Origin of the sequence: Enterococcus sp. 22-H-5-01, assembly GCF_050310005.1 — a bacterium.
In the GTDB taxonomy this organism is placed as follows: domain Bacteria; phylum Bacillota; class Bacilli; order Lactobacillales; family Enterococcaceae; genus Enterococcus_A; species Enterococcus_A hailinensis.
The window spans coordinates 1,565,523-1,590,211 of record NZ_CP189993.1 but is presented as its reverse complement, the minus strand read 5'-3'; the positions used below and the strand labels follow the sequence as shown (position 1 = coordinate 1,590,211).

Sequence of the window (24,689 nt, the reverse complement as noted above, 5' to 3'; positions counted from 1 at the left end):
AGTGGTTTGAGTAGTACAACTTTTTGTTTTAGTAGAATTTTTTTATCAGTAGAAAAGGAGAAACAACATGTCGTATATCGAGGTAAAAGATCTCTCGTTTTACTATGACAATGAACCGGTATTAGAAGATGTCTCATACCATGTAGACCCAGGTGAATTTGTCATTTTGACCGGAGAAAACGGTGCCGCAAAATCAACATTGATCAAAGCGACACTAGGATTGTTGAAGCCTAGTAGTGGAGAGGTAACTATCGCTAAAAAAAATGCAGAAGGTAAAAAGTTAAGCATCGGCTATATCCCCCAACAAGTAGCCTCATTTAACGTCGGATTTCCTAGTACTGTTTTAGAGTTAGTCGAATCTGGCCGCTATCCTCAAGGAAAGTGGTTTAAAAAATTATCTGCACGTGATCATGCTCATGTAAAAAAAGCATTGGAATCAGTTGATATGTGGAATATGCGTAACAAAAAAGTCGGTGAGCTTTCCGGTGGTCAAAAACAACGGATCAGCTTAGCGCGTTTGTTTGCAAAGGATCCCGATTTATTCATTCTAGACGAGCCAACAACTGGGATGGATGAAAAATCACGAAATGATTTTTATGAATTGTTGCGGCACAGTGCCCATGCTCATGGAAAAAGTATTTTAATGATCACCCATGACCATGATGATACAAAAGAATATATCGATCGTCATATTCGATTGGTACGAAAGGAGAACTCACAATGGCGTTGCTTTCATATGAATTCATGAGACGTGCCTTTCTAGCAGCGATCTTTATTGCGGGAATCGCTCCAATGTTAGGTGTTTTTCTAGTGATCCGTCGTCAATCATTAATGGCGGATACATTGTCACATGTCTCTTTAGCCGGCGTAGCATTAGGCTTTTTCTTAAACTTAAATCCAACAGGAACGACATTGTTAGTCGTTGTGATCGCAGCGATCATTATGGAGTATCTCCAAAATATGTACAGCTCCTATTCAGAGATATCGATTGCGATCTTAATGGCAGCAGGGTTAGCTGTTGCCTTAGTCTTGATGAGTTTAGCACCGGGAAACTCTGCGGTCAGTATCCAATCGTATCTATTTGGCTCGATCGTAACGATTACGTGGCAACAAGTTGTCTTTTTAGGAATTTTATTTGTCTTAGTCGGAATTTTATTCCTCTTGTTTAAACGACCAATGTACGTGTTGACCTTTGATGAAGATATTGCAGCAGTTGATGGCCTACCCGTTCGCACGATGTCAATGATTTTTAACATCGTGACTGGTGTAGCAATCGCAGTCATGATCCCGATTGCTGGCGCGTTACTGATTTCGGCTATCATGGTATTACCCGCAGCTGTGGGTATGCGAGTCGGAAAAAGTTTCAATATTGTGATTTTAGTTAGTGTTTTAGTCGGTTTTATCGGAATGATCGGCGGGCTGACTGGTTCGTATTATTTAGATACACCACCAGGTGCTACGATTACTTTAGGCTTTATCGTATTATTCTTGCTAGTCAACGGCGTTCGTCAGTTGAGAATCTTATTCCAACGAAAACAGTTACAAAAGTAGAGGAAAGCGAAAGCTTTTCCTCTTTTTTTGCTTAATAATTAATAAATTCCGAACTTTTTCACTTTAAAACAAGAAAATACTCGAATTTTATTGATTAAACCCTTATAATGAAAAACGATAAATCAGATTTGGTTACCCGGGCTTTGATAAAAGCAGCAGGGAGATAAATTGAACATCAAAAAATAATTACTTTAATATGAAATAGGAGTGGATTACGTGAAAGTGCGTCGAAGTGAACGTTTAATCGACATGACACAATATTTATTGGATCATCCACATGATTTGATCCCATTGACTTTTTTTGCCGCCCGTTATGGTTCAGCAAAATCTTCGATCAGTGAAGATTTAGCGATTGTAAAGAAAACCTTCAAGGAACGTGGAACAGGCTTGTTAGAAACGATCCCTGGAGCTGCTGGAGGGGTTGTCTTCACACCGAGTATCACGGATGAAGAAGCCAAAGAATATATTGCATCTTTAGCTGAACGTTTGTCAGAAGAAGATCGTTTATTACCCGGTGGATATGTTTATTTATCTGATATGCTGGGGCAACCAGATTTATTACGTAAAGTTGGCCGCATTATTGCCGCTCAATACTTGGATAAAAAAGTCGATGCTGTAATGACCGTTGCAACGAAAGGTGTACCGATCGCTCAGGCGGTATCTTATTATTTGAATGCACCATTCGTCATCGTTCGACGTGATTCAAAAATTACAGAAGGTTCCACAGTTAGTGTCAATTATGTGTCTGGTTCTTCTGAACGTATCGAGAAGATGGAGCTGTCTAAACGTAGTTTGAAACGTGGTTCAAGAGTCTTGATCGTGGATGACTTTATGAAAGGCGGCGGAACCGTCAACGGAATGAAGAGTTTGATTGAAGAATTTGAAGCTGAGTTAGTCGGCATCACAGTTTTTGCAGAATCTAAATTCAAAGGCGAACGAGCAATCGACGATTATAATTCATTGTTATTCGTTCAAGATGTGGATACAAGTACAAAAACGATCACAGTTGTACCAGGAAATTGTTTTGATAAAGAATAATCGCCTCTACTAAAAGGTTAGTTTTCCATTGACTGCTCTGATAATTTTTATAGGGAGCAAAAATTGGAAGCTAGCCTTTTTTTTATTTAGCTAGTAAAATAGTAAGAGTATCTATCATAACTAGCAAAGCATTTTGACTTTAGCTTATGCATTTATCAACATAAAGTCAGATTTTCTTCTTTCAAAAAAAATATAATCAAACAATTAGGAGTGACTTCTTTTGGAAAATCGTTACGCGATTATTTTAGCAGCGGGTAAGGGAACTCGCATGAAATCAAAATTATACAAAGTATTACACCCGGTAGCCGGCAAACCGATGGTAGAGCATATCATTGAACGAGTGGTAGAAACAGAGCCGACTGAGATCGTTACGATCGTAGGTCACGGTGCTGAAATGGTAAAAGAACAATTAGGCGAACGGAGTCAATATGCGTTACAAGCGGAACAATTAGGAACAGGACATGCAGTGATGCAGGCCGCAGAATTCTTAAAAGGTAAAGAAGGAACGACGTTGGTCATTAGTGGTGATACACCATTACTAACGACACACACGTTAAACAACCTTTTTGATTACCATTTAGGTAAAAAAGCCAGTGCAACGATTTTAACTGCACACGCAGAGGACCCAACCGGTTATGGACGTATTCTTCGGGATCATGTGGGAATCGTTGAGAAAATCGTTGAACAAAAAGATGCGACGCCAGAAGAAGCACTGACACAAGAAATCAATACTGGAACTTACTGTTTTGATAATGAACAATTATTTGCTGCTCTGGAAAAAATCGGGACTGACAATGCCCAAGGAGAATATTACTTAACAGATATTGTCGAGATCTTGAAAAATGAAGGTCAAACAGTTGCCGCTTATCAAACAGAAGATTTTGAAGAATCCCTTGGCGTGAATGATCGAATCGCTTTAGCCAATGCAAATGAAATCATGCGTCGCCGCATCAATAAACAACATATGGTCAACGGGGTAACATTTATTGATCCAGCTGCGACGTATATCGATGCAGGAATCGAAATTGGTTCAGATACGGTGATTGAACCAGGCGTACAAATCCAAGGAAATACAGTAATCGGTGCGGATTGTGTGATTGGTGCTCATTCTAAAATTGTTGATAGCACTATTGAAGACAATGTAGAAATCAAATCTTCTGTCTTAGAAGAATGTATCGTCCGTAAATATGCTGATGTAGGACCAAATGCTCATTTACGTCCACAAGCAGATATCGGCGAGCATGCACATATCGGAAATTACGTAGAAATCAAAAAAGCAACGATTGGTGAAAATACCAAAGTCGGCCATTTGACCTATGTCGGTGATGCGACGCTTGGAAAAGATATCAATGTCGGTTGTGGAGTTGTTTTTGTTAATTACGACGGAAAAAACAAACATCATACAACTGTTGGTGATCATGTCTTTATCGGATCAAGTACCAATATCATCTCACCAGTTACTATTGCCGCAAATAGTGTGACTGCCGCAGGCTCGACGATCACTTCTGATATCCAAGAAGGTGACATGGCAATTGCTCGTGCTCGTCAAGTAAACAAAGCGGGTTACGCGGATCACTTGCCATTCTAAGGGAAATCTCTTGATTTCTTAAATGGAAATGACTAGTATTTTATTTGAAATGGTATATAATCGGTACGTATGCTTAAAAAGAAAGTGGAGGTCCCCATGTCGAAACATTATTTTGATCCAAGATTGAAAATTTTTGCTTTGAATTCTAATCGCCCATTGGCTGAAAAGATTGCTGAAGAAGTTGGTGTAGAACTAGGAAAGAGTTCTGTTACACAATTTAGTGATGGAGAAATTCAAGTAAATATTGAAGAAAGTATTCGCGGCTGCCATGTCTATGTCGTTCAGTCAACAAGTAGTCCGGTAAATGATAATTTAATGGAACTATTGATCATGATCGATGCCTTGAAACGCGCGAGTGCAAAAACAATCAATGTCGTAATGCCTTATTACGGTTATGCCCGTCAGGACCGTAAAGCGCGCGCACGGGAACCAATTACTGCGAAACTTGTAGCCAATATGATCGAAAAAGCAGGTGCAACACGTCTGTTAACATTAGACTTACATGCATCTCAAATCCAAGGATTCTTTGATATTCCTGTTGACCATTTGATGGGTGCACCATTGATTGCAGATTATTTCTTAGAAAAAGAAATTTGTGGAGATGACGTTGTCGTTGTTTCACCAGACCACGGTGGTGTAACACGTGCACGTAAATTAGCAGAATTCTTAAAAGCGCCAATCGCGATTATCGATAAACGTCGCCCTAAAGCGAACGTTGCAGAAGTTATGAATATTATTGGTAAAGTCGATGGCAAAACATGTGTGATCATCGATGATATGATCGATACCGCAGGTACGATCACGTTAGCTGCGAATGCCTTAAAAGAAGCAGGTGCTAAAAAAGTGTATGCTTCATGTACACATCCTGTTTTATCTGGTCCAGCGATGCAACGTATCCAAGATTCAGCAATTGAACATTTAGTTGTTACTGATTCTATCTATTTATCAGACGAACGCAAAATCGATAAAATCGATGAAATCAGTGTTGGTGAATTAATGGGTGATGCGATCAAACGGATCCATGAAAACAAACCAGTTAGTCCATTATTTGAAACACATAAAAAATAGAGCGCACAAAAAACTAGGACCTCAATCAGGTCCTAGTTTTTTTGTGTCTCAATAAATAAAAAGGAGCTCATCGGTGGGTGGCCGATGAGCAAAGGAGTTAAAAAATGAAAAAGTGTTAGGGTTTGTTTGTTGGTATGAATATGTAATAGCAACGAGTTGTGAATAAAGAATGAACAACAAGTGCATTAAAATCAAAGAAACAATAAAGAGAAATTAAGAAGTTAAATGTAAAAAAGTAGTTGAAAACAAAAAGGAGCTCATCGGTGGGTGGCCGATGAGCAAAGGAGTTAAAAAATGAAAAAGTGTTAGGGTTGTTTGTTGGTATGTCTATATAATAGCAACGAGTTGTGAAGAAATTGTGAACAACGATTATGCAAATGTTGAAATTTATATAAAGAATTTGAAATTATATTATATTCGAAAAAATATTATAAATGAAAAGAGCTCACCGGTGGGTGGCCGATGAGCAAAGGAGTTAAAAAATGAAAAAGTGTTAGGGTTGTTTGTTGGTATGAATACATAATAGCAACGACTTATGAATTAAATATGATGAAAGAATAGCGAATTTATTAATTTTAATTATAGAAATAAATTATGTAGCAACTTAAAACTGGATTATTCGTTAATTTTCCCAAGAACATTTATTTTTTTGCTATTGTAGTCGAAAGTGAATTCCTAATAAAAATAAAAAAATATTTTTATTTGATTAAAAATTATAATATGTTGAAAAAAGAAATAATCAGAATAATTAAAAAAAACACCACCATATGAATGTTATTCCAGGATAGAAAAAAACATGTGAAAAAAGCAATAAAATAGAAGGTTTTCATTGCTAAAAAAAACTTTTTTATACTATTAAAATAAAAAATAACTAATCTATTATGTGTTTATTAATTTGTTTTCGTATAAAATAAATATTTATTATTTATTAGTAAACAAATGTGATTGCTAGTAAATGAAAGCAGCCATAAAATATATAGTGTTTCTAATAATACTATATTTTTTATGGAGGAAAAAAATGAATAGCCAAAGAAAAAAATCGACATATTTTGTTACTTTGTTCACAATTTTAGTAACATTATTGCCGTTCATCAATTATGTAACAACTGGAATCGAAGCTGTTGCAGCAACGACTTCACCAGCAACGACACTATTTGAAAATCAATATGGAAGTGCAAAGGTGTCTTACGAAGAAGACCCTGATCAGAAGCATTTAGATTGGACTATTGAGTATTCAAAAATTACGAGCGAATTAGCAAGGCAAATTGGTTTTCGTATAAATTCTGCCAATCAAATGTTAGTTCCTGAAAAGATCACCAGTGATCCTAGCAATCTATTCGCGTTGGATACTTCAAACGTGGATCAATCAACTATTCTTCAAACGAAAGCAACCAAAGAAGCTAGCCAAGGGAAAATCTTTTTTCAAACGGCATATATAACAAGTTTATCGATTCAAGCATTGGAAAATGAATTCCAAACAGATGGAACAAAAAATGATTTATTAGCTGATCAAGAACCTATTGTGGTTTCAATTCCAGCTAAAGAGACACAAACAACTGAAAGTAAAAGCAGCATTGCTAATAGCGTGAGTACAAATGCTGCTGATCAAACGACTGAAGTAAGCAGTGCTACTGTTGTTGAAAATAATCCAAAAAAATCTAAGACAGAAAATACTACAACTACTCTGCCCGCGAATTCAACCTCAGCTACTTCAAATTCAAGTGTTACAAGTGAAACAAAGACTCAAGAAACTACAGCAGATACTAAAGCAGCTGCAAAAGTAGAACGTAGAGTAAGAGTGGCAAGTGCAGCAGCCAATGAAGAGACTGCGAGAGATATTACAACACTTACAGGTTCCAATAAAATGGTAGTCAGCAAAACAGATGGGAAAACGATTTTTGACAGTAACTAAAGATGGAAAAACGATTGATCAAGCAAATATCCAGTTAAATGATAATTTACTTTTACAGTATAACTGGAGCTTGCCAGAGGATTTACGCAAAAATATTAAAGCCGGCGATTATTTTAATTTTAAAATACCAGATAAATTTACGATCACCGCTGAAATGTTGTCAGGTAATTTATCAGATAGCAATGGGAATACCTTTGGAACCTTTACTATCAATAAAGATGGTACCGCAAAAATTACTTTTACCAAGGCTGTAGAAACTAACTCAGGGATAAAAGGTACATTGAATGTAGCTGGTGTCGTTAATGAAACGCAAATTGATAATCCTGGTGACACTGAAATCATTGTTCCATTTACAGACGATGATAAAGTGGTCGTACCAAAAATTACTGTTCCTGATGCAAAAGCTTTGTCTAAAAGAGTAGTTAGTCAAACAGACAATAAGGATATTAAAGATAATCAAGCCGTTGTGACTTGGGAAATAACCGCTAATAAAACCGGAAATGTAATGACAAATGGTATTTTGACAGACACATTACCAGCTGGAGTTACTTATAAAGGTAATTTGAAAGTTGTTTCCTATGATGTGTCATTAAAAGATGGAAGCTTGATTAAAGAGACTGAAAAATCAATAGAGGGTATAACTGAACCAAAAATAACTGATAAAAAAATCACTTTGAATTTACCAACTAGTAAAAAGGCGTATGTGATAACTTTCGATACAGATGTGGATTTGAATCAATATTCTTCTATCAAAGATCCAGAGCAATTAACAGCAGCGGTAAAAAATAGTGCAGAGCTATCTTCAGTAGAAACAGGTGATGTAAATGCTGATGCTACAGTAACATTTAGTTCGGCTAGTTCGATTGCTAAATCCGGCACAGGTATTACTTCAGTTGGCGGTAAATCAGTAGCTAATTGGACAATAGCATTCAGAAAATCAGGAATCGATCTTCCAGCCGGAACTAAATTTGTTGATCAAATCGGCCAAAGTCAGTCGTTGACAGATGAAAAAGGAGATGCGATCAATGAAGAGAAGTTACAAACGCTACTTCAAGCAGAATTTACAGCAAATGGAAAGAACGAAGGAAAAACAATTAGTTTAACTAAAGATAATGACCAAACTTATTCTTTAGTCTTTCCGGAAGGTATTTCTGATAGTTTTGATTTGACGTTGCATACATCGGTAACTGGAGCTGATACGTCATATAGTAACAAAATCAATTGGCATGGTCAGGGGAATGAAGCTAAGAATGAATTTACAAAGCCTAATTCAGGGATCGTAAAAACTTCGGATAAAGGAGGTAATGGAACAATCCTTTCTACCGATAAAAATGATGGAAAAGTGACTTGGACAGTTAAAGTGAATTCGGAACACCAGTCAATCGATAGTTGGCAAGTAGTCGATACATTGGAAAATGCTACATACAATAAAGACGATATCAAAATCGAAGAAGTTGAGAAAAGTGGAAGTACACCGAAAGAAGTATCGAAAGATTTTACTATTGACTACAGTGATACATCTTTTACACTCAATTATAAGAAAAAAACAACTAGTGAATTTATCATAACTTATAGTGGAACTTATGATGCAAGTGAATGGGATCAAGATATTTCTAATACTGCGGTTTATCACTACACTCAAAATGGAAAAACATGGACTAATGATGCAAAAAACGACTTCAAAACGCCAGGTGATCAACGTCAAGCGATCTCGTTAAGTAAAGGTGGCACCTATAATGCTGTCAATAATACAGTCGGCTGGGAAATAAATGTTAATACCGGAAATGTGCCTTATGGAAAAGATGGCAAGTTAACTGATAAAATCCCTGCAGACCAAACATATAACAATGATGCTAAAGTAGAGGATAGTTCTGGCAAGGAAGTTACCGGACTTAAAACAGGGTATAAGGATGAGACTTTAACCATTAGCGGATTTCCAGCCGGAGCAAAAGATAACTATAAAATCGTATTTACAACTAAGGTAAATACTGAAAAAGATCAGCTGGCAGTAGGTTCTGCTAAAAATACGGCAGAGTATAAAGATGATCTAAACAAACCATCCTCAGCTGATGCAACAGTTGAATATACAAAGAATGAAAGTTATGTTTCGAAAAATCAATCATATGATCCAGCAAAGGATAGTAATACTGTCCATTATGCTGTAACGGTAAATCCTGGGAAATTACCTTTAAAGAATGTTCGCTTAGTCGATAGTGATTGGCACTATTTGAAAATGTTACCAGAAACATTGAAAATAGCTAATAGTGCAGGCGAAGATGTTACTACACAATTTAAAACAAGTATCGCTGAGCAAGAATTCAGTATCAATTTTGGTGATATAACAGATCAGTATACAGTGACTTATGATATGTCACTTCTATTTATAGGAAACCCAAATGCTGATTTATCCGTATCAAATACGGCGACGATCACCGGTGACAATGTCAAAGCAGATACTGGTAAATCAAACGCAGCGATCACAGTTAAAGTGCCCGCTGCGGGAGGGACTGCTCAAGGGGAAGTACGATCTTTAAAATTAAAAAAAGTAAATAGTGACAAAAAAAATGCCCCAATCAAAGACGCTCAATTTTCATTATATCGAGGAGAAGCTGCAGCTGGAAATGCTGTTAGAGAGAATGTTTCTACGGACGAAAACGGAGAAATTCTATTTAGCAATTTAACCTATGGAGACTATTATATTGTTGAGACAAAAGCAGCTGATGGTTACTATATTAGTAACGAGCTAAAAAAAGGTAAATTAGTAACAATTGATGAAAATACAGCAAAAGATAGCCCTAAAGAAGTAACATTAGAAAATACTAAAGTTGGAGCAATCACTTTAACTAAAGTCGATAGTACCGACCCAAGCATCAAATTAGCAAAGGCAACATTTGAACTTTATCAAGATGGTAAAAAAGTCACTCAAAATGCTTTAGGTGAATCTATTGATACCTTTACGACGAATGACCAAGGGGTAGTAAGTATTCCGTCATTGATCCCTGGCGACTATGTCTTAAAAGAAGTTGGCGCGCCAGAAGGTTATCATGTTTCAACGAGTGATACTGCAATCGCAGTGAAAGCTGGGGAAACGACAGAAACAACTGTCAAAAATACGATTAATCAAGGAGCAATCGAATTACAAAAAGAATCTGCTGATAATAAGAAGTTAAAAGGTGCAGACTTTACGTTAATCGATACGACTGATGCGTCCGAAAAAATAGTTAAAACAAAAACTACGGATGAACATGGGTTAGTTGATTTTGAGTTGCAAGCTAATCATACGTATAAAATCAAAGAAACTAAAAACCCGGCTGGTTATGAAGGCTCGTATGAATTGACCGGAATTAAAGTAACAGATGAAGGAAAAATTGTTTATACAGATCAATCAGGAAAAGAACAAACTTTTACAAGTTCAGATACACCGATTGTTGTTACCAATAATCGAATCGTTACAACGATCAAGGGAACAAAGACTTGGAAAGATGCGGATAATAAATTTAGCAGTCGTCCAAATAGTGTGAATGTTCAGTTGATGCAAGATGGTCAGGTGTATGCTACGAAGAACGTTACAAAGGCCGATAATTGGAGTTATGAATTTACTGATTTACCAGTGATCACTGAAGGTGGTCATCGTTATAACTATACGATAAATGAAACCAACGTAGCTGCTAATTATCAAGCAGAAACTAACGGAAATAATATTACTAACACGCTAAAAATAACTTCTGTTTCTGGTGAAAAAACATGGAATGATAACAACAACCAATATAATTTGCGTCCAAGCAGTATCAAGGTTCAATTATTACAAGACAAAACACCAATGACAGGTGCAGAATATACAAAAGAAGTAAAAGTTGATCAAAATGGTAAGTGGGATTACACGTTTACAGGATTACCAAAATATGATTCAGAAGGTCATGAGTATAACTATAGTGTTCAAGAAATTGAAGAGAATAAAAATTATACTTCTACAGTAACGGGGATGGATCTAGCTAATAAATTAGCAACAACTAAAGTTAGCGTAGATAAGACATGGAATGACCAAGACAATACGTATAAAACTCGTCCTAAAAATTTAACTGCTACTTTAATGGTCAAACAAGCAGATGGATGGAAAACTTTTAAAGAAGTATTTGGTTCAGACAAATCGCTTGAATTAAATCAAGCGAACAATTGGAAAGGTGATTTTGATAATTTACCCGTTTACGATAAAGAACAAAATCAAGTTCAATATGGGGTAAAAGAAGAATTATCAACCAATACTTACACACCAAATGGTGCTAATGAGGGCGAACAGCAAGTAACGGTCGCTGATGTAGCTGGTATCAGCCATTTGACGAATAACTTGAATACCGTCGCAGTAACAGTCAATAAAACATGGAAAGATTTTGATAATAAATTCAATACACGTCCTAATGAAATTACCTTCCAACTTTATGCATGGACCAAAGATGAAGCCGATGCTGAAAAATTTGGGACTGCCGATCGATCGTCTGGAGAATATACGATCGAAGGTAATGAACAATATCAGTTTAGTCCGTTGACGATTAATGGTTTACCTAAGTATGATCAAAACGGCAACGAGATGCATTACAAAGTTAAAGAAATAAATATTCAAAAAAACTATCAAGCAACACCAAATTATTCGGCGAAAGATAATAGCTTATCAATCGAAAATATCTTAGAAACTACCGATGTGACAATCAATAAGCAATGGGATGATCAAGGGAATCAAGCCTTTGAAAGACCAGAAGTTACATTGCAATTGTTCCGTAAAGTTGCGGGATCTGATGCTGAAGCTATGCCGGGTGCTGATTATACTAAGACGATCAAAGCTGGTAGTAAAGCGGACAGTTGGTCATACACATTTAAAAACTTACCTAAAAAAGATAGTACTGGAAATGTGTATAGTTACTCAGTGAAGGAAATGTCTAAAGACAGCAATTATCAAGCTAGTCAAGTTGATCCACTAACTGTTAAGAATACTTTGATTACTAAACAAGTGCGAGTAGTGAAACATTGGGAAGATTTTGATAATAAATATAATTCACGTCCAGATGAAATTGAATTTAATTTAATGTATAAACAAGATGGTCAAGAACGAGCATTTATGGATATCAATCAAAAAGCGGTAACCAAGTCAATTAAAGTTGCAGCTGGAAATGATTGGAGTTACACCTTTGATAAGTTACCAGCCAAAGATGCTCAAGGAAATGACTATACGTATGATGTCCAAGAAGTATTGAAAAAAGCTGGTAAAGTAATTACACCTAACTACACATCAGAAAATCTTGGAACAACTATGAATAATACGTTAAGAGTTATTACCGTTGATGGTAAAAAACAATGGGATGACCAAGACAATAAATTCAATAGTCGTCCAACAAGTATCAAAGTCCAATTACTACAAAATGGAAAAGCAATGTCGGGAGACAAATACATCCAAGAAGTTAAAGTGAACGAAGACGGAACATGGAGTTATGCCTTTGATAAACTCCCTGAACTAGATACAAACGGTGAAAAATATGTTTATACCGTTAAAGAATTAGATGTACCAAAAAATTATCAAGTCACAGAAGCAGGTATGGACGTCACTAATAAATTAGCTACGACTTCTGTCAGTGGTAAAAAACACTGGGATGACCAAGACAATAAATTCAATAGTCGCCCAACAAGTATCAAAGTCCAATTACTACAAAATGAAAAAGCAATGTCGGGAGACGAATACATCCAAGAAGTTAAAGTGAATGGAGACGGAACATGGAACTATGCCTTTAAGGAACTCCCTGAACTAGATACAAAAGGTGAAAAATATGTTTATACCGTTAAAGAATTAGATACACCAAAAAATTATCAAGCCACAGAAGCTGGTATGGATATCACTAACAAATTAATTACAACTTCTTTTGCAGGAGATAAAGTTTGGGATGACCAAGATGATCAAGATAAAATACGACCTACAAAAGTGACGATTGTTCTATTGCAAAATGGGAAGCAAATTGCTCAGACAGAAACTTCTGCTAAAGAGAAGTGGCATTATCGATTTGAGAAATTAGCTAAATATGATCGTAAGGGTGATCGTTACGATTATGCAGTCAAAGAATTAAATGTTCCCAAAGGCTATCAATCATCAGTAGAAGGACATACGATTATTAATCGTCATACACCAACGCCACCAACATCGGATACGCCAAAGGATCATTTGCCAACTACAAAGGGTGGCACAGGTAAAACAGATGCTAAGATGTACCCACAAACGAATGATAAGAATCAAGTAATTTGGATGATTATAGGTGTAGTAATCATTCTTCTTGTAATTATGATTTGGTCTCGTAAAAGAAAGAGCGAATAATTAAAAAAGACTGGATCGCATTTTAAGATCCAGTCTTTTTTTAAATAAAAACAAGCTGAAGCACTTACTGCTTCAGCTTGTTTTTCTATTCATATACGCGATTTTTCTTGTCGTAAATATTTCGTAATTCCATATATAGTGGAATTAATTCGTTTTTAGTATAAGGAAAATCTAATTGATACAATGGAATATTTGGTTTTTCTTTTTTCAATAATGAAGATGAGCTGATAATCAAGTCGTAATCTTCTTTTAGTGAGATGTCATAAGGCTCTGCATCAATAAAGCGCAAATCTTCTAAGAAGCGATACAAGTCACGAACAAAGATCGCATTATGTTCTAAAGCAATCCCTATTTTAAGATTATTCGCATAAGGGAATTGATTAAAGTAAGGTAGCAATAAACGATTAAATGCACGCGTAAGATAAGGATGCACAGAACTCATAAAGCTGTATGATGGATTGTCTTTAGCCATTTGCATAAATTTTTGGATATTTTGGAAAAGAATGTACTCACCACGTGTTTGTTTTTCATGAGGATTCATCACTAATTCGATCATGCTAGGAAATGGTTGACGGAAAATGAAATAGCCAAATGTAATATTTAATAAATTAGCTACAACCAATGGGTCATCCATTACTTCCGGACGATCAGGGAACAAGGCTTTTTTAGCAAAGTTTCGGAATTCAACGACAAACTCATTGACAGGATTTGGTCGAGCATCAAAATCATGAATCGTTTGTTTCAGACTTTGATCGTCTCGTATCGTGTAAAATGGAGCATAATGAGCCAAGAAATAAATGAAACTAGACTCACCTTTCAATTGACGTGTCGTCATTGGTACATCGATAATGTCACGCAATGAAGTAAAATCGTAATAAGGATTATCCTTCATTAAGAAATTATAGCGTGGATCGTATTTAACAAATTTCTTTTTCTTAGTACGAATGATAAAGATACAAGTAAAGAGTTTCAGTTCTTGGTTACCAAAGTAAGTTCTTGATAATGGGAAATAATCTTTGTAGGTGTCAATCAGCTGGTTCATTAAGTGCTGGTCCACATTTAATGGACATTCGATTCCGCGTGTTCCTAACCATAAAAGATCAAATAATGCTAAGCGGATCAAACGTTCATCGCCAGACATCCCAGCTTCTGTATAGGTAAAGCGAATGTTGAAACGTTTTAAATGTTTTTTTAGCTTGTCGATCTTACGTGATACGGTCGAACGACTCACAAAATATTTTTCACAAAAATGTTCGATAGTCGGGTTTTCTTCGTTTAAAAAGTATAAGATAAATTGGAATGGAACTGCTTGTTGCAATAAATGATAGCGATACTCATCGACACTAGCATTCAGATTTTCTAGATTAACTTTTCCGGCACGCATCATGATCGATTCATGATTGGGACGGATCTCTGCTAATTCTTGATCAATTTCATTTAATTCAATCACACTCTGTTGATAATTTAAGTCTAAATCTTCTGACAATTGGTTGATGGCTAAGACTTGTTTTGATGATTGATTTAAGTATTTAAAAATGTTAAAACGTAAGAGGAGTGACGAATCAAACATAAGTTCCTCGTATAACATCTATATTCCTCCTTATTAATTTCATCCACTAATCTGAATTTTTTTAGTATATTTTCTCCTATATTGTACTTTATTTACATAGGACTGTCAGTTATAAACTGAAGAAATATGGCCAAATTTACATAAAGAAAAAATAAATTTCATGATATTTTAAGAAAGAAGTTGAAGAAAATGACAAAGTCACGTTTAGAAGCGTTTACAGATGGGGTAGTAGCAATTGTCTTGACAGTGCTGGTATTGAACATTCAAATACCTGACGCGCCGACGTTAGCTTCTCTAGTGAGCATCACAAATACATTATTTGCTTATATTGTTAGTTTTATTTTTGTAGCAGTCATTTGGGTCAATCATCATAGGATGATGCAATTGGCGAATAGAATCGATTATCGAGTGATTTGGGCAAACATCTTTTGGCTTTTTTGGCTAACCTTGTGTCCAGCAGTGACGAGTTGGGTGGGGCGAAATCCAGAGTCTTTCTGGCCTGAATTTTCCTATGTGGTCATTTATATGATGTGGAGTTTTTCTTATGGTATCTTATCTAAACAATTGATTCAAGCAAACGAACCTGATAGCAAGGTCGCACAAGTTTTAAAAAAAGATCAAAGAAGTAAGCTATCGATCATCATCAATTTATTAATGTTAGCGGGTATTTTTATTTTTCCGCCGATCGGTATTATAGGACGTTTCTTAGTCTCCGGGATTTGGGTGATCTCATATCAAAAGGCTGATGAGTATTATCAAAAAATAATAAAGAAAAAGTCGTAGGATTTTATTCCTACGACTTTTTTTATTACGCTTGTGGATGTAAGACACGGTGCAAGAATTCTTTTGTTCGCTCTTCTTTAGGATGAACAAAGATATCTTCTGGTGTTCCTTCTTCTGCGATCAGGCCTTTATCCATAAAAATGACGCGATCAGAGACTTCCTTAGCAAAAGCCATCTCATGCGTAACAACGACCATGGTCAATCCACTCTCAGCTAATTTTTTCATAATTTGTAAAACATCACCGACCATTTCAGGGTCTAGAGCAGAGGTCGGTTCATCGAACAACATCACTTCAGGATCCATCGACAGCGCACGCGCAATGGCGACCCGTTGTTTTTGTCCCCCAGATAATTGGGCTGGTTTAGCATCGATAAAGCGAGCCATGCCAACTTTTTCTAGGTTTTCAATAGCTACTTTATGAGCTTCCGCTTCTTTACGCCCTAACACCGTTAGTTGTCCGCTCATACAGTTTTGCAATACATTCATGTTGTTGAATAGATTAAATGATTGAAATACCATTCCTAAATGTGTTCGATATTTTGGCAAGTTGTAACCAGGAGTTAAAACATTTTCACCTTGGTACATAATTTTTCCATCGGTGGGTGTTTCTAATAAGTTGATGCAACGTAAAAAGGTAGATTTACCAGAGCCAGATGCACCAATAATCGTGACAACTTCTCCTTTGTTTACATTCATGTTGATATCTTTTAAGACGAGATTATCGCCGAAACTTTTTTTCAAATGTTCGATTTCAATAATACTACTCATAATGATCCTCCCTAATTGATACGAATTTCTGATTGATTTTTATTTGTCTTCGCCAATTGCAACATCTACGTCATCTAAACGTACATAAGCAGAAGGGCCGTCCATTTTTTTCTCAACGACACGTAAAATACGTGTTGCTGTGAAGGTCAAGATAAAGTAAATCACACAAATGATGAAGTACGTTTGGAAGAACAGATAGTTCGTTCCAGCAGCTGATTTCCCTTGGAAGAACAATTCAGAAACAGAGATGATACTCAATACGGAAGTATCTTTAATATTGATAACTAATTCATTCCCAGTTGCTGGCAAGATATTACGTAGTACTTGCGGTAAAACAACTTTCCGCATCGTTTGGCCATGGGTCATCCCGATAGCATGTGCAGCTTCGAATTGACCTGGATCGACAGCGAAGATTCCGCCGCGAACGATTTCAGACATATATGCACCTGTATTAATAGAAACAATGAACAAAGCAGCTAATGTCCGATTTAAATCAATTCCGAAAGCCATTGCGATTCCGTAGTAGATAACTGCGGATTGAACGATCATCGGTGTACCACGGAAGATTTCAATGTAAGCATTTAAGATCCAACCAAAAAGTTTTTGGAAACCACGCTTAGCGCTATTGTCGGAAACAGGCAGTGTACGGAACACACCGACTAACAAGCCAATCAGTGTACCAACAGTCGTACCAATGATTGCTAACATCAATGTCACACCTGTACCACGTAAGAACATCATGCCGTTTTGTCTTAAGATGCGCACAAAGACATTTTCTTTCTTACCACTTGAACTTTGAGTTTCATCTGAAGCAGGTTGATCTTTGATTGCTTGGTCCATAATTTTTACGCGTTCTTCTTTTGAAATTCCCGCTAAAATTTGATTGACTTGAGCAACATCCGAATCGCCTTTACGCATCCCGACAGAGACTTGAACATCTTCTGGATTGGTTTGGAAACCATTTGCATCATCAAATTCGACCATTTTCAAATCAGAATTGACACTTTCAGCTGTTACACCTTCAGGGCGTTCGCTGACATACCCATCAATAGTTCCTGACTCTAGGGCAACACGCATTGCTGGAAAATTATCCATCGCTTGTTGTTTGTTGACTCCAGGTATTTGTGAAATCACGTCGTAATGGAATGTACTTAATTGGGCAGTGACTTTCGCACCAGAGAAATCTTTGATCGAAGTCGCTTTTGCATATTTGGTATCTTTGCGTGTAACGATAACTAATTGTGATTCGTAATAAGGATCTGAAAAATCAATTTCTTTACTGCGTTCAGCTGTAGGAGACATCCCTGCGATGATCGCATCGATTTTTCCAGATTGTAATGCAGGTAGTAAGCCATCCCACTCAGTTTTTACGATGACTAATTTACGATTCATTTTTTCGGCGATTTTCTTTGCCATTTGGACATCATAGCCGCCGGCGTAAGATTTATCTCCTTGGATCTGTACAGCGCCATTGCGGTCATTGTTTTGGGTCCAGTTGAAAGGAGCATATCCGGCTTCCATACCGACTCTCAATTCTCCTTCAGGGGTTTTTTCGTCAGCATGGCTGACTAATGGTGCAGCAAAAAGTGAAATAAACAAAGCAATAAATGCGATAACTGAAAAGTTTCTTCTATTCATAATTTCTCCCTTTCTTGAAATTACGAGATTGGGTAATGCTGTCTTTGGAAAAATTTGCAACAAAAAAAGCCGCCGATAAAGTCTATAAGGCCGCTTGCAAATAATAAGAAGATGATGTTCCCTCTCACAAAAACATAGCGCAACTTAGCATCACTGCTAAGACAGTCCGCAAGTTCTTAGCTTGCGTCCCAACATACAGAATAAAGAGAATCCTATACATTTCGGCGAAACTTCCTAGACCTATTTCATCGTGTCTCTACACTCCATAGGGTTAATAAGGTTCGCGACCTCTACCTCATTGATTTGAGGCATCTCGTATTCAGTTATTATGTTTCACAGTCTAAAGCCTAAAAATACAAAAGTCAATAAAATCGTTTAAATTAGCCAAAAATAATATTTGAATATTCTAATTTTAATGGATGATTTGTCAGAAAGGACAAAAAATCAAAAGATTAATTGGCTTTTTTGTTTTGTCCTGCATTTATATTATACTGTTTTATGAGGTGACAAAAATGGAGATTACAGTAGATCAAGCAATTGAAACTATTAAAAAGAGTTCAAAAACCACATTTCTTACTGGGGCAGGAGTATCGACGCCTTCTGGAGTACCTGATTACCGTTCGTTGCAAGGTGTTTATCATGGAATCGAAGCGCCAGAGTATTTATTAAGTAATGAATGTCTGATCAATGAACCTGAAAAATTTTATACATTTGTCAAACACTTATATCATACAAAGGCTGAACCTAATGTGATTCATCGCATGATGGCAGAAATGGAACGTACAAAACAAGCATGGGTGATTTCACAAAATATTGACGGGCTTCATGCCGCTGCAGGAAGTCAGCGATTGGTAAATTTTCATGGCTCCCTTTATAATTGTTACTGTCGTCAATGTAGACAAACTGTCGCCTGGAGTGATTATCTAATAAGTGACCGTCATGTGACTTGTGGTGGTCAGCTTCGACCAGATATTGTTTTATATGGTGAGGGGTTTGACGACGACGTGATCCAACAAGCGGTTAAGGCAGTCCGACAGGCAGAATTGATTGTAATCGTAGGAACGAGTTTTCAGGTCCATCCATTTTGTGATTTGGTTTATGAAAAAAATAGCAACACGCAAATAATCGTCATCAATAAAACACCCATCTATTTAGCGGGTGACTATAAGTTTGTCCAAACAGATGGTACAACCGTTTTTCAACAATTAGATCAATGAACGGGATTTTTTTAATATATGAACATTCAAACGAGAACTACTAGGAGGAACTATACGTGGAATTAACAGAAAAAGAAAAGATGATCGCTGGAAAATTATATTTTGCCGGTGATCCTGAATTATCTGCGGATCGAAAGGATGCTCGAGTAAAATTGCGAGCAATCAATCAAGAAACGGATAAAACCAAACGAGAAATATTCGTGAAAGAGGCATTTGGTGGAACGAAAAACCATGTGTATATTGAGCCGTCGATTTCTTTTGACTATGGATACAATATTTTTGTAGGGGAGAATTTTTATTGCAATTTCCACAATGTCTTTCTAGATATTTGTCCGATTACGATCGGCGATAATTGTATGTTCGGACCAAACGTCCAACTATATACAGCAAGCCATCCCATTGAGCCAGTAAAACGCAATAGTGGTTTAGAATTAGGAAAGCCAATTACGATCGGCGACAATGTTTGGATCGGTGGAGCGGCTGTAATTGTTCCTGGGGTAACATTAGGCGACAATGTTGTAGTGGCAGCTGGATCAGTAGTAACAAAATCATTTCCTGATAATGTTGTCGTGGGAGGTAATCCTGCACAAATCATTAAAACGATTGAAGAAGAACCTAAAAAAGATCAATTGACTGAAGCACGTAAAAAAATTGATCAGATTGATCAAGAGCTGGTCAATCTTTTAGAAAAACGTATGTCCGCTGTATCAGAAGTGACAGCCTATAAAGCGCAAACGAAAAAGGCTGTTTTAGACACTAATCGTGAACAAGTTGTATTACAAAAGATCGCGGAGGCTGTAAAAGATGAAACTTACCGTGAAACAATCGTTGAGACGTTTAAAGATATCATGAAACAATCACGTAACTATCAAGAAGGGCGGTTAAACAAACATGATTGATGGCGATCACAGAAAAGCACAGATTTTAGCCGCATTGCAAGAAACCGAAAAACCGATCAGCGCTACGAGCTTCGCTAAGGAATTTGGAGTTAGTCGTCAGATCGTTGTTGGAGATGTGGCTTTGTTGCGAGCAGCCGGTGAAAATATTGTCGCAACTGCTAGAGGCTATTTATTAGAAAGAGAATCAAAAAAATTAGTTAGTAAAATTGCCGTCCAACACGGTCGTTCCCAGGCAGAAGAAGAGTTGCGTATCATCGTGGAACATGGCGGAGAAGTCATCGATGTGATTGTGGAGCATCCCTTGTATGGCGAGTTAGCTGGCGGACTCCACGTGGCATCGCAAAAAGATATTGACCGCTTTTTATTGGCAGCCCAAAAATATCAGGCCGCTTTTTTATCTGAATTAACAGATGGCATCCACTTGCATACGATTGCCTATGAAAGTATCGAAAATTTAGCTGAAATCGAGCAAGCCCTTGCTAAAGCAGGTATCTTATATGAAGAAAGAATTTAAACAAATTGTTTAGAAACTAATCGCCTTCTGATCTTTATATAGGTAAAAAACAAGGACAAAAGTATTTTTACTTTTGTCCTTGTTTTCTTTTAGTTAGTCGATGACTAGCACGCCATCTTTTAAGTGTAATGGATTTTTATCATTGATATGATCGTAGAACATGATGCCGTTGATATGGTCGATCTCATGTTGAACTACGATTGCTTCATAGTTTTTAAGGCGAACTTTGTGGGCTTCACCGGCTGCATCAAAATAAGAAACGGTGATGCGAGCAGCACGTACAACGTAACCTGGTACTTCACGGTCAACGGATAAACAGCCTTCACCTTCGCCAAGGCAAGCTTCTTGAACGGAATGGCTCAAGACTTTTGGATTATACATAACCGTACTTAAACTACTTTCTGGCTTTTCTGGGTCAGTGCTTGGAACGTGAACAGCAATGATCCGTTTTGAAATATCTAATTGGGGAGCCGCTAAACCAACTCCACCACGTAAGTGTAATTCTTCTGCTTTTACGGGATCTTGACTATTTTTTAGAAATTGCAACATTTCATTACCAAGTTCCACGTCTTCAGCAGTTGGAGGGATCGGGACTTCTTTTGCGACTGCGCCCAAGGTTGGATTGCCTTCCCGAATAATATCATCCATTGTGATCATTAAAAAAGTCTCCTCTCAGACATGTTTTCATCACATCAGTTTAACACAAAAAATAAGTAAGGTAAAAAAACTGTTTTTCTTTATCTGTTCTTTAAAAATTTTGTAATGATTTCAAAAGTAAGAGTTAAAATTTTGTATAGCTTGATTTTTCAAGCCGAATCGAGTAAAGTATTAGAGTGTGCATAGACACGCCACCTATCACTTGGTTAGGCGAATCACCAACGCTTTACTCAGTCATAGGGAAAAATCAGAAAGAGGTGAAAAACATGGCAATTTCAAAAGAACGTAAAAACGAAATCATCAATGATTTTGCACGCCATGAAGGAGATACTGGTTCTCCAGAAGTACAAATCGCTGTATTAACGGAAGATATCAATCAATTGAATGAGCATGCACGTACCCACAAAAAAGACCACCATTCATACCGTGGCCTTATGAAAAAAATTGGACATCGTCGTAACTTGTTAGCTTACTTACGTAAAACTGACATCCAACGTTACCGTGAATTAATCCAACGTCTAGGACTACGTCGTTAATTCGTACTACTATGAAAGTGAGGTTCCTAGGAATCTCACTTTTTTTGCTAGTTATGATTGAAAACTGAAAATGTCTGAGTTTCGCTCAGAAAAAATAAAAGCCCATTTGATTAGCGTGTTGTCACTCTACTAACCAAATGCAAGTAGCAGTTGAATTGTTCAACCGCTATTTCCATTTGTTTAGTAGCGTCGCACTGGTCAAAGGGAAAAGGAGAAATTATGTCAGAAAAACAAGTTTTTAAAACCACTTGGGGCGGACGTCCTCTGCAAGTTGAAATCGGTCAGCTTGCCAAACAAGCAAATGGTGCTGTATTGGTTCGCTATGGCGATACTGTTGTATTAAGTGCTGCAGTAGCTTCAAAAGAAGCAAAAGATACCGACTTTTTCCCATTAACAATCAACTACGAAGAAAAAATGTATGCAGTCGGAAAAATCCCTGGCGGCTTCATCAAGCGTGAAGGACGTCCAAGTACTGAAGCGACTTTGACTGCTCGTTTGATCGACCGTCCAATTCGTCCAATGTTTGCAGATGGCTTCCGTAATGAAGTCCAAGTAACAAACGTTGTAATGAGTGTGGAACAAGATTGCTCACCATCAATGGCTGCAATGTTTGGTTCTTCTTTAGCATTAGCAATTTCAGATATTCCATTCGACGGACCGATTGCAGGTGTCGATGTAGGTCGCGTGAACGGTGAATATGTTTTAAATCCTACAGTTGAACAACATGCACAGTCGGATATCGATTTAACTGTTGCTGGAACAAAACAAGCCATCAATATGGTAGAATCTGGTGCCAAAGAAGTATCTGAAGAAGATATGTTAGGCGCGTTATTATTTGGTTTCGATGCAATCAAAGAAATGGTTGCTTTCCAATCTGAAATCGTCGCTGCTGTTGGTAAAGAAAAAATGGAAGTTTCTTTATTGCAAGTCGATGCTGAATTGAAAAAAGAAATTTTTGCTGGCTACTATGAAACAATGAAAACAGCCGTAATGACAATGGATAAATTAGCGCGTGAAGACGAGATCGAAAAAGTAAAAGCAACAGTGAAAGAAGTCTACGCTGAAAAATTTGCTGATCACGAAGACGCAGCGCATTTAACAAAAGAAGTTAAACAAATCGCTGAAGATCTTGAAAAAGATGTGGTTCGCGAGTTGATCACGATTGACAAGATCCGTCCTGACGGCCGTAAATTAGATGAAATTCGTCCATTAGCTGCTGAAACAGGTCTTTTACCACGAGTTCATGGTTCAGGTCTATTCACTCGGGGACAAACACAAGCATTATCTGCTTGTACATTAGCTCCACTAGGCGAACACCAAATTATTGATGGATTAGGTTCGGTTGAAAGTAAACGATTCATCCATCATTATAATTTCCCTCAATTTTCTGTAGGTTCAACTGGACGCGCTGGTTCTCCAGGTCGTCGTGAAATTGGACACGGAGCATTAGGTGAACGTGCGTTAGCTCAAATTATTCCAAGTGAAGAAGATTTCCCTTATACAATTCGTTTAGTTGCGGAAGTATTGGAATCAAATGGTTCTTCATCTCAAGCAAGTATTTGTGCGGGTACTTTAGCATTGATGGATGCTGGTGTGCCAATCAAAGCACCTGTTGCCGGAATCGCTATGGGACTTGTCTCTGATGGCGAAAACTACACGATTTTAACCGATATTCAAGGTCTTGAAGATCATCTTGGCGATATGGACTTTAAAGTTGCAGGAACAAAAGATGGTATCACAGCTTTACAAATGGATATCAAAATCCAAGGTATCACTGAACAAATCCTTTCTGAAGCCTTAACACAAGCGAAAAAAGCGCGGATGGAAATCTTAGAAGTCTTAACAGACACAATTGCTGAACCACGTAAAGAACTAAGTCAATACGCACCGAAAATCGAAATGATCAAGATCGATCCAGATAAGATCAAAACAGTTATCGGTAAAGGCGGAGACACAATCAATGGAATCATTGAAGAAACTGGCGTTAAAATCGATATCGATCAAGATGGCAATGTCAGCATCGCTTCATCTGACGCTGAAATGATCCAAAAAGCCATCAAGATTATTGAAGAATTAACAAAAGAAGTGAAAGTCGGCGAAGTTTACTTAGGTAAAGTTGTCCGCGTTGAAAAATTCGGTGCATTTGTTAACTTGATCAAAGGAAAAGATGCGTTAGTGCATATTTCTCAACTTGCAAATGAACGTGTAAATAAAGTAGAAGATGTAGTTAAACTAGGCGATGAAGTCTTAGTGAAAGTAACTGAAATCGACCGTCAAGGCCGTGTTAATGCATCTCGTAAAGCGATGTTAACCGAAGAAGACGGCAAAAAAGAAGAAAAATAAGCTTGAAAATGAATATTTTCTTTGACAAACCTATTATTAAGTCGGATAATACGGATAAGTTTTAGGGGAGTAGCAACATAGAATAATATTCTATGCTTTTAGATCAACAACTAGTGCCTGGCACTGGTCTAAGAGATAATTTGCAAGACCTAAACAATAGTGAAAGCTGTTGTTTAGGTCTTTTTTTGTATTCAATGTGCTTTCTTCATAAAACAGATGCAGCCGAATAGGCGATTATTTATCTTAGGAGTGTG

The 24,689-nt window shown here is 37.1% G+C and carries 17 protein-coding genes and 1 riboswitch; of the genes, 13 read left to right on the top strand and 4 right to left on the bottom strand.

Annotation, left to right across the window (positions count from 1 at the left end; genetic code table 11):
• Positions 1-67 precede the first annotated feature (67 nt).
• The 7 genes from ACQKTA_RS08060 to ACQKTA_RS08030 all read left to right on the top strand — a co-directional run bounded on the left by ACQKTA_RS08060 (position 68) and on the right by ACQKTA_RS08030 (position 13,509).
• On the top strand, positions 68-748 hold the full coding sequence (locus tag ACQKTA_RS08060; protein WP_332579857.1) for a metal ABC transporter ATP-binding protein: 681 nt from the start codon (positions 68-70) through the stop codon (positions 746-748).
• A complete protein-coding gene (locus ACQKTA_RS08055; RefSeq protein ID WP_407856728.1) occupies positions 721-1,551 on the top strand; it encodes a metal ABC transporter permease in 831 nt (276 codons plus the stop codon). The genes ACQKTA_RS08060 and ACQKTA_RS08055 overlap by 28 nt, the downstream gene beginning before the upstream one ends.
• Positions 1,552-1,767: 216 nt before the next feature.
• Entirely contained in the window at positions 1,768-2,589 is an 822-nt protein-coding gene (gene purR, locus ACQKTA_RS08050; protein ID WP_332579855.1) for a pur operon repressor, read from the top strand.
• Between the two features lie 220 nt (positions 2,590-2,809).
• On the top strand, positions 2,810-4,177 hold the full coding sequence (gene glmU / locus ACQKTA_RS08045) for a bifunctional UDP-N-acetylglucosamine diphosphorylase/glucosamine-1-phosphate N-acetyltransferase GlmU (RefSeq protein WP_427813385.1): 1,368 nt from the start codon (positions 2,810-2,812) through the stop codon (positions 4,175-4,177).
• A 96-nt stretch (positions 4,178-4,273) separates the two neighbouring features.
• Complete coding sequence (locus tag ACQKTA_RS08040) at positions 4,274-5,245, top strand: ribose-phosphate diphosphokinase (protein WP_071858651.1); 972 nt, start codon at positions 4,274-4,276, stop codon at positions 5,243-5,245.
• 1,018 nt (positions 5,246-6,263) lie between these two features.
• Positions 6,264-7,157, top strand: coding sequence for a hypothetical protein (locus ACQKTA_RS08035; protein ID WP_427813384.1), 894 nt, complete (start codon positions 6,264-6,266; stop codon positions 7,155-7,157).
• Entirely contained in the window at positions 7,129-13,509 is a 6,381-nt protein-coding gene (locus ACQKTA_RS08030; RefSeq protein ID WP_427813383.1) for a Cna B-type domain-containing protein, read from the top strand. Before ACQKTA_RS08035 ends, ACQKTA_RS08030 begins: the two co-directional genes overlap by 29 nt.
• A gap of 85 nt (positions 13,510-13,594) precedes the next feature.
• On the opposite strand, the gene ACQKTA_RS08025 is transcribed toward ACQKTA_RS08030, so the two are convergent.
• Positions 13,595-15,097, bottom strand: coding sequence for a helix-turn-helix domain-containing protein (locus tag ACQKTA_RS08025; protein WP_427813382.1), 1,503 nt, complete (start codon positions 15,095-15,097; stop codon positions 13,595-13,597).
• A 171-nt stretch (positions 15,098-15,268) separates the two neighbouring features.
• Between ACQKTA_RS08025 and ACQKTA_RS08020 the strand changes: the two genes are divergently transcribed.
• Positions 15,269-15,862 (top strand): TMEM175 family protein, encoded by a 594-nt coding sequence (locus ACQKTA_RS08020; protein WP_407855091.1) that lies wholly within the window; start codon positions 15,269-15,271, stop codon positions 15,860-15,862.
• A 25-nt stretch (positions 15,863-15,887) separates the two neighbouring features.
• On the opposite strand, the gene ACQKTA_RS08015 is transcribed toward ACQKTA_RS08020, so the two are convergent.
• Positions 15,888-16,631, bottom strand: a complete 744-nt coding sequence (locus ACQKTA_RS08015; RefSeq protein ID WP_427813381.1) for an amino acid ABC transporter ATP-binding protein — start codon at positions 16,629-16,631, stop codon at positions 15,888-15,890.
• A gap of 39 nt (positions 16,632-16,670) precedes the next feature.
• Positions 16,671-18,269 (bottom strand): ABC transporter permease subunit, encoded by a 1,599-nt coding sequence (locus tag ACQKTA_RS08010; protein ID WP_427813380.1) that lies wholly within the window; start codon positions 18,267-18,269, stop codon positions 16,671-16,673.
• Positions 18,270-18,396: 127 nt separating this feature from the next.
• Positions 18,397-18,570: riboswitch (Lysine riboswitch) on the bottom strand.
• A gap of 211 nt (positions 18,571-18,781) precedes the next feature.
• Here ACQKTA_RS08010 and ACQKTA_RS08005 point away from each other — a divergent pair.
• Genes ACQKTA_RS08005 through ACQKTA_RS07995 form a run of 3 tightly spaced genes read left to right on the top strand, consistent with a single transcriptional unit; the run spans position 18,782 to position 20,899 of the window.
• Positions 18,782-19,486: an NAD-dependent protein deacylase gene (locus ACQKTA_RS08005; RefSeq protein ID WP_427813379.1), complete on the top strand. Its 705-nt coding sequence runs from the start codon at positions 18,782-18,784 to the stop codon at positions 19,484-19,486.
• Positions 19,487-19,542: 56 nt separating this feature from the next.
• Positions 19,543-20,385: a chorismate mutase gene (locus ACQKTA_RS08000; protein WP_332579842.1), complete on the top strand. Its 843-nt coding sequence runs from the start codon at positions 19,543-19,545 to the stop codon at positions 20,383-20,385.
• Complete coding sequence (locus ACQKTA_RS07995; protein ID WP_427813378.1) at positions 20,378-20,899, top strand: transcription repressor NadR; 522 nt, start codon at positions 20,378-20,380, stop codon at positions 20,897-20,899. The genes ACQKTA_RS08000 and ACQKTA_RS07995 overlap by 8 nt, the downstream gene beginning before the upstream one ends.
• 93 nt (positions 20,900-20,992) lie before the next feature.
• Here ACQKTA_RS07995 and def read toward each other — a convergent pair whose 3' ends face one another.
• Positions 20,993-21,556: a peptide deformylase gene (gene def, locus ACQKTA_RS07990; RefSeq protein ID WP_427813377.1), complete on the bottom strand. Its 564-nt coding sequence runs from the start codon at positions 21,554-21,556 to the stop codon at positions 20,993-20,995.
• A gap of 266 nt (positions 21,557-21,822) precedes the next feature.
• Between def and rpsO the strand changes: the two genes are divergently transcribed.
• Together rpsO and pnp are read left to right on the top strand one after the other, a co-directional pair.
• Complete coding sequence (rpsO, locus tag ACQKTA_RS07985) at positions 21,823-22,092, top strand: 30S ribosomal protein S15 (protein ID WP_332579839.1); 270 nt, start codon at positions 21,823-21,825, stop codon at positions 22,090-22,092.
• Positions 22,093-22,311: 219 nt separating this feature from the next.
• Positions 22,312-24,435 carry a polyribonucleotide nucleotidyltransferase gene (pnp, locus tag ACQKTA_RS07980; RefSeq protein WP_427813376.1) on the top strand — a complete coding sequence of 708 codons (2,124 nt, stop codon included), beginning with the start codon at positions 22,312-22,314 and terminating at the stop codon, positions 24,433-24,435.
• Positions 24,436-24,689 lie beyond the last annotated feature (254 nt).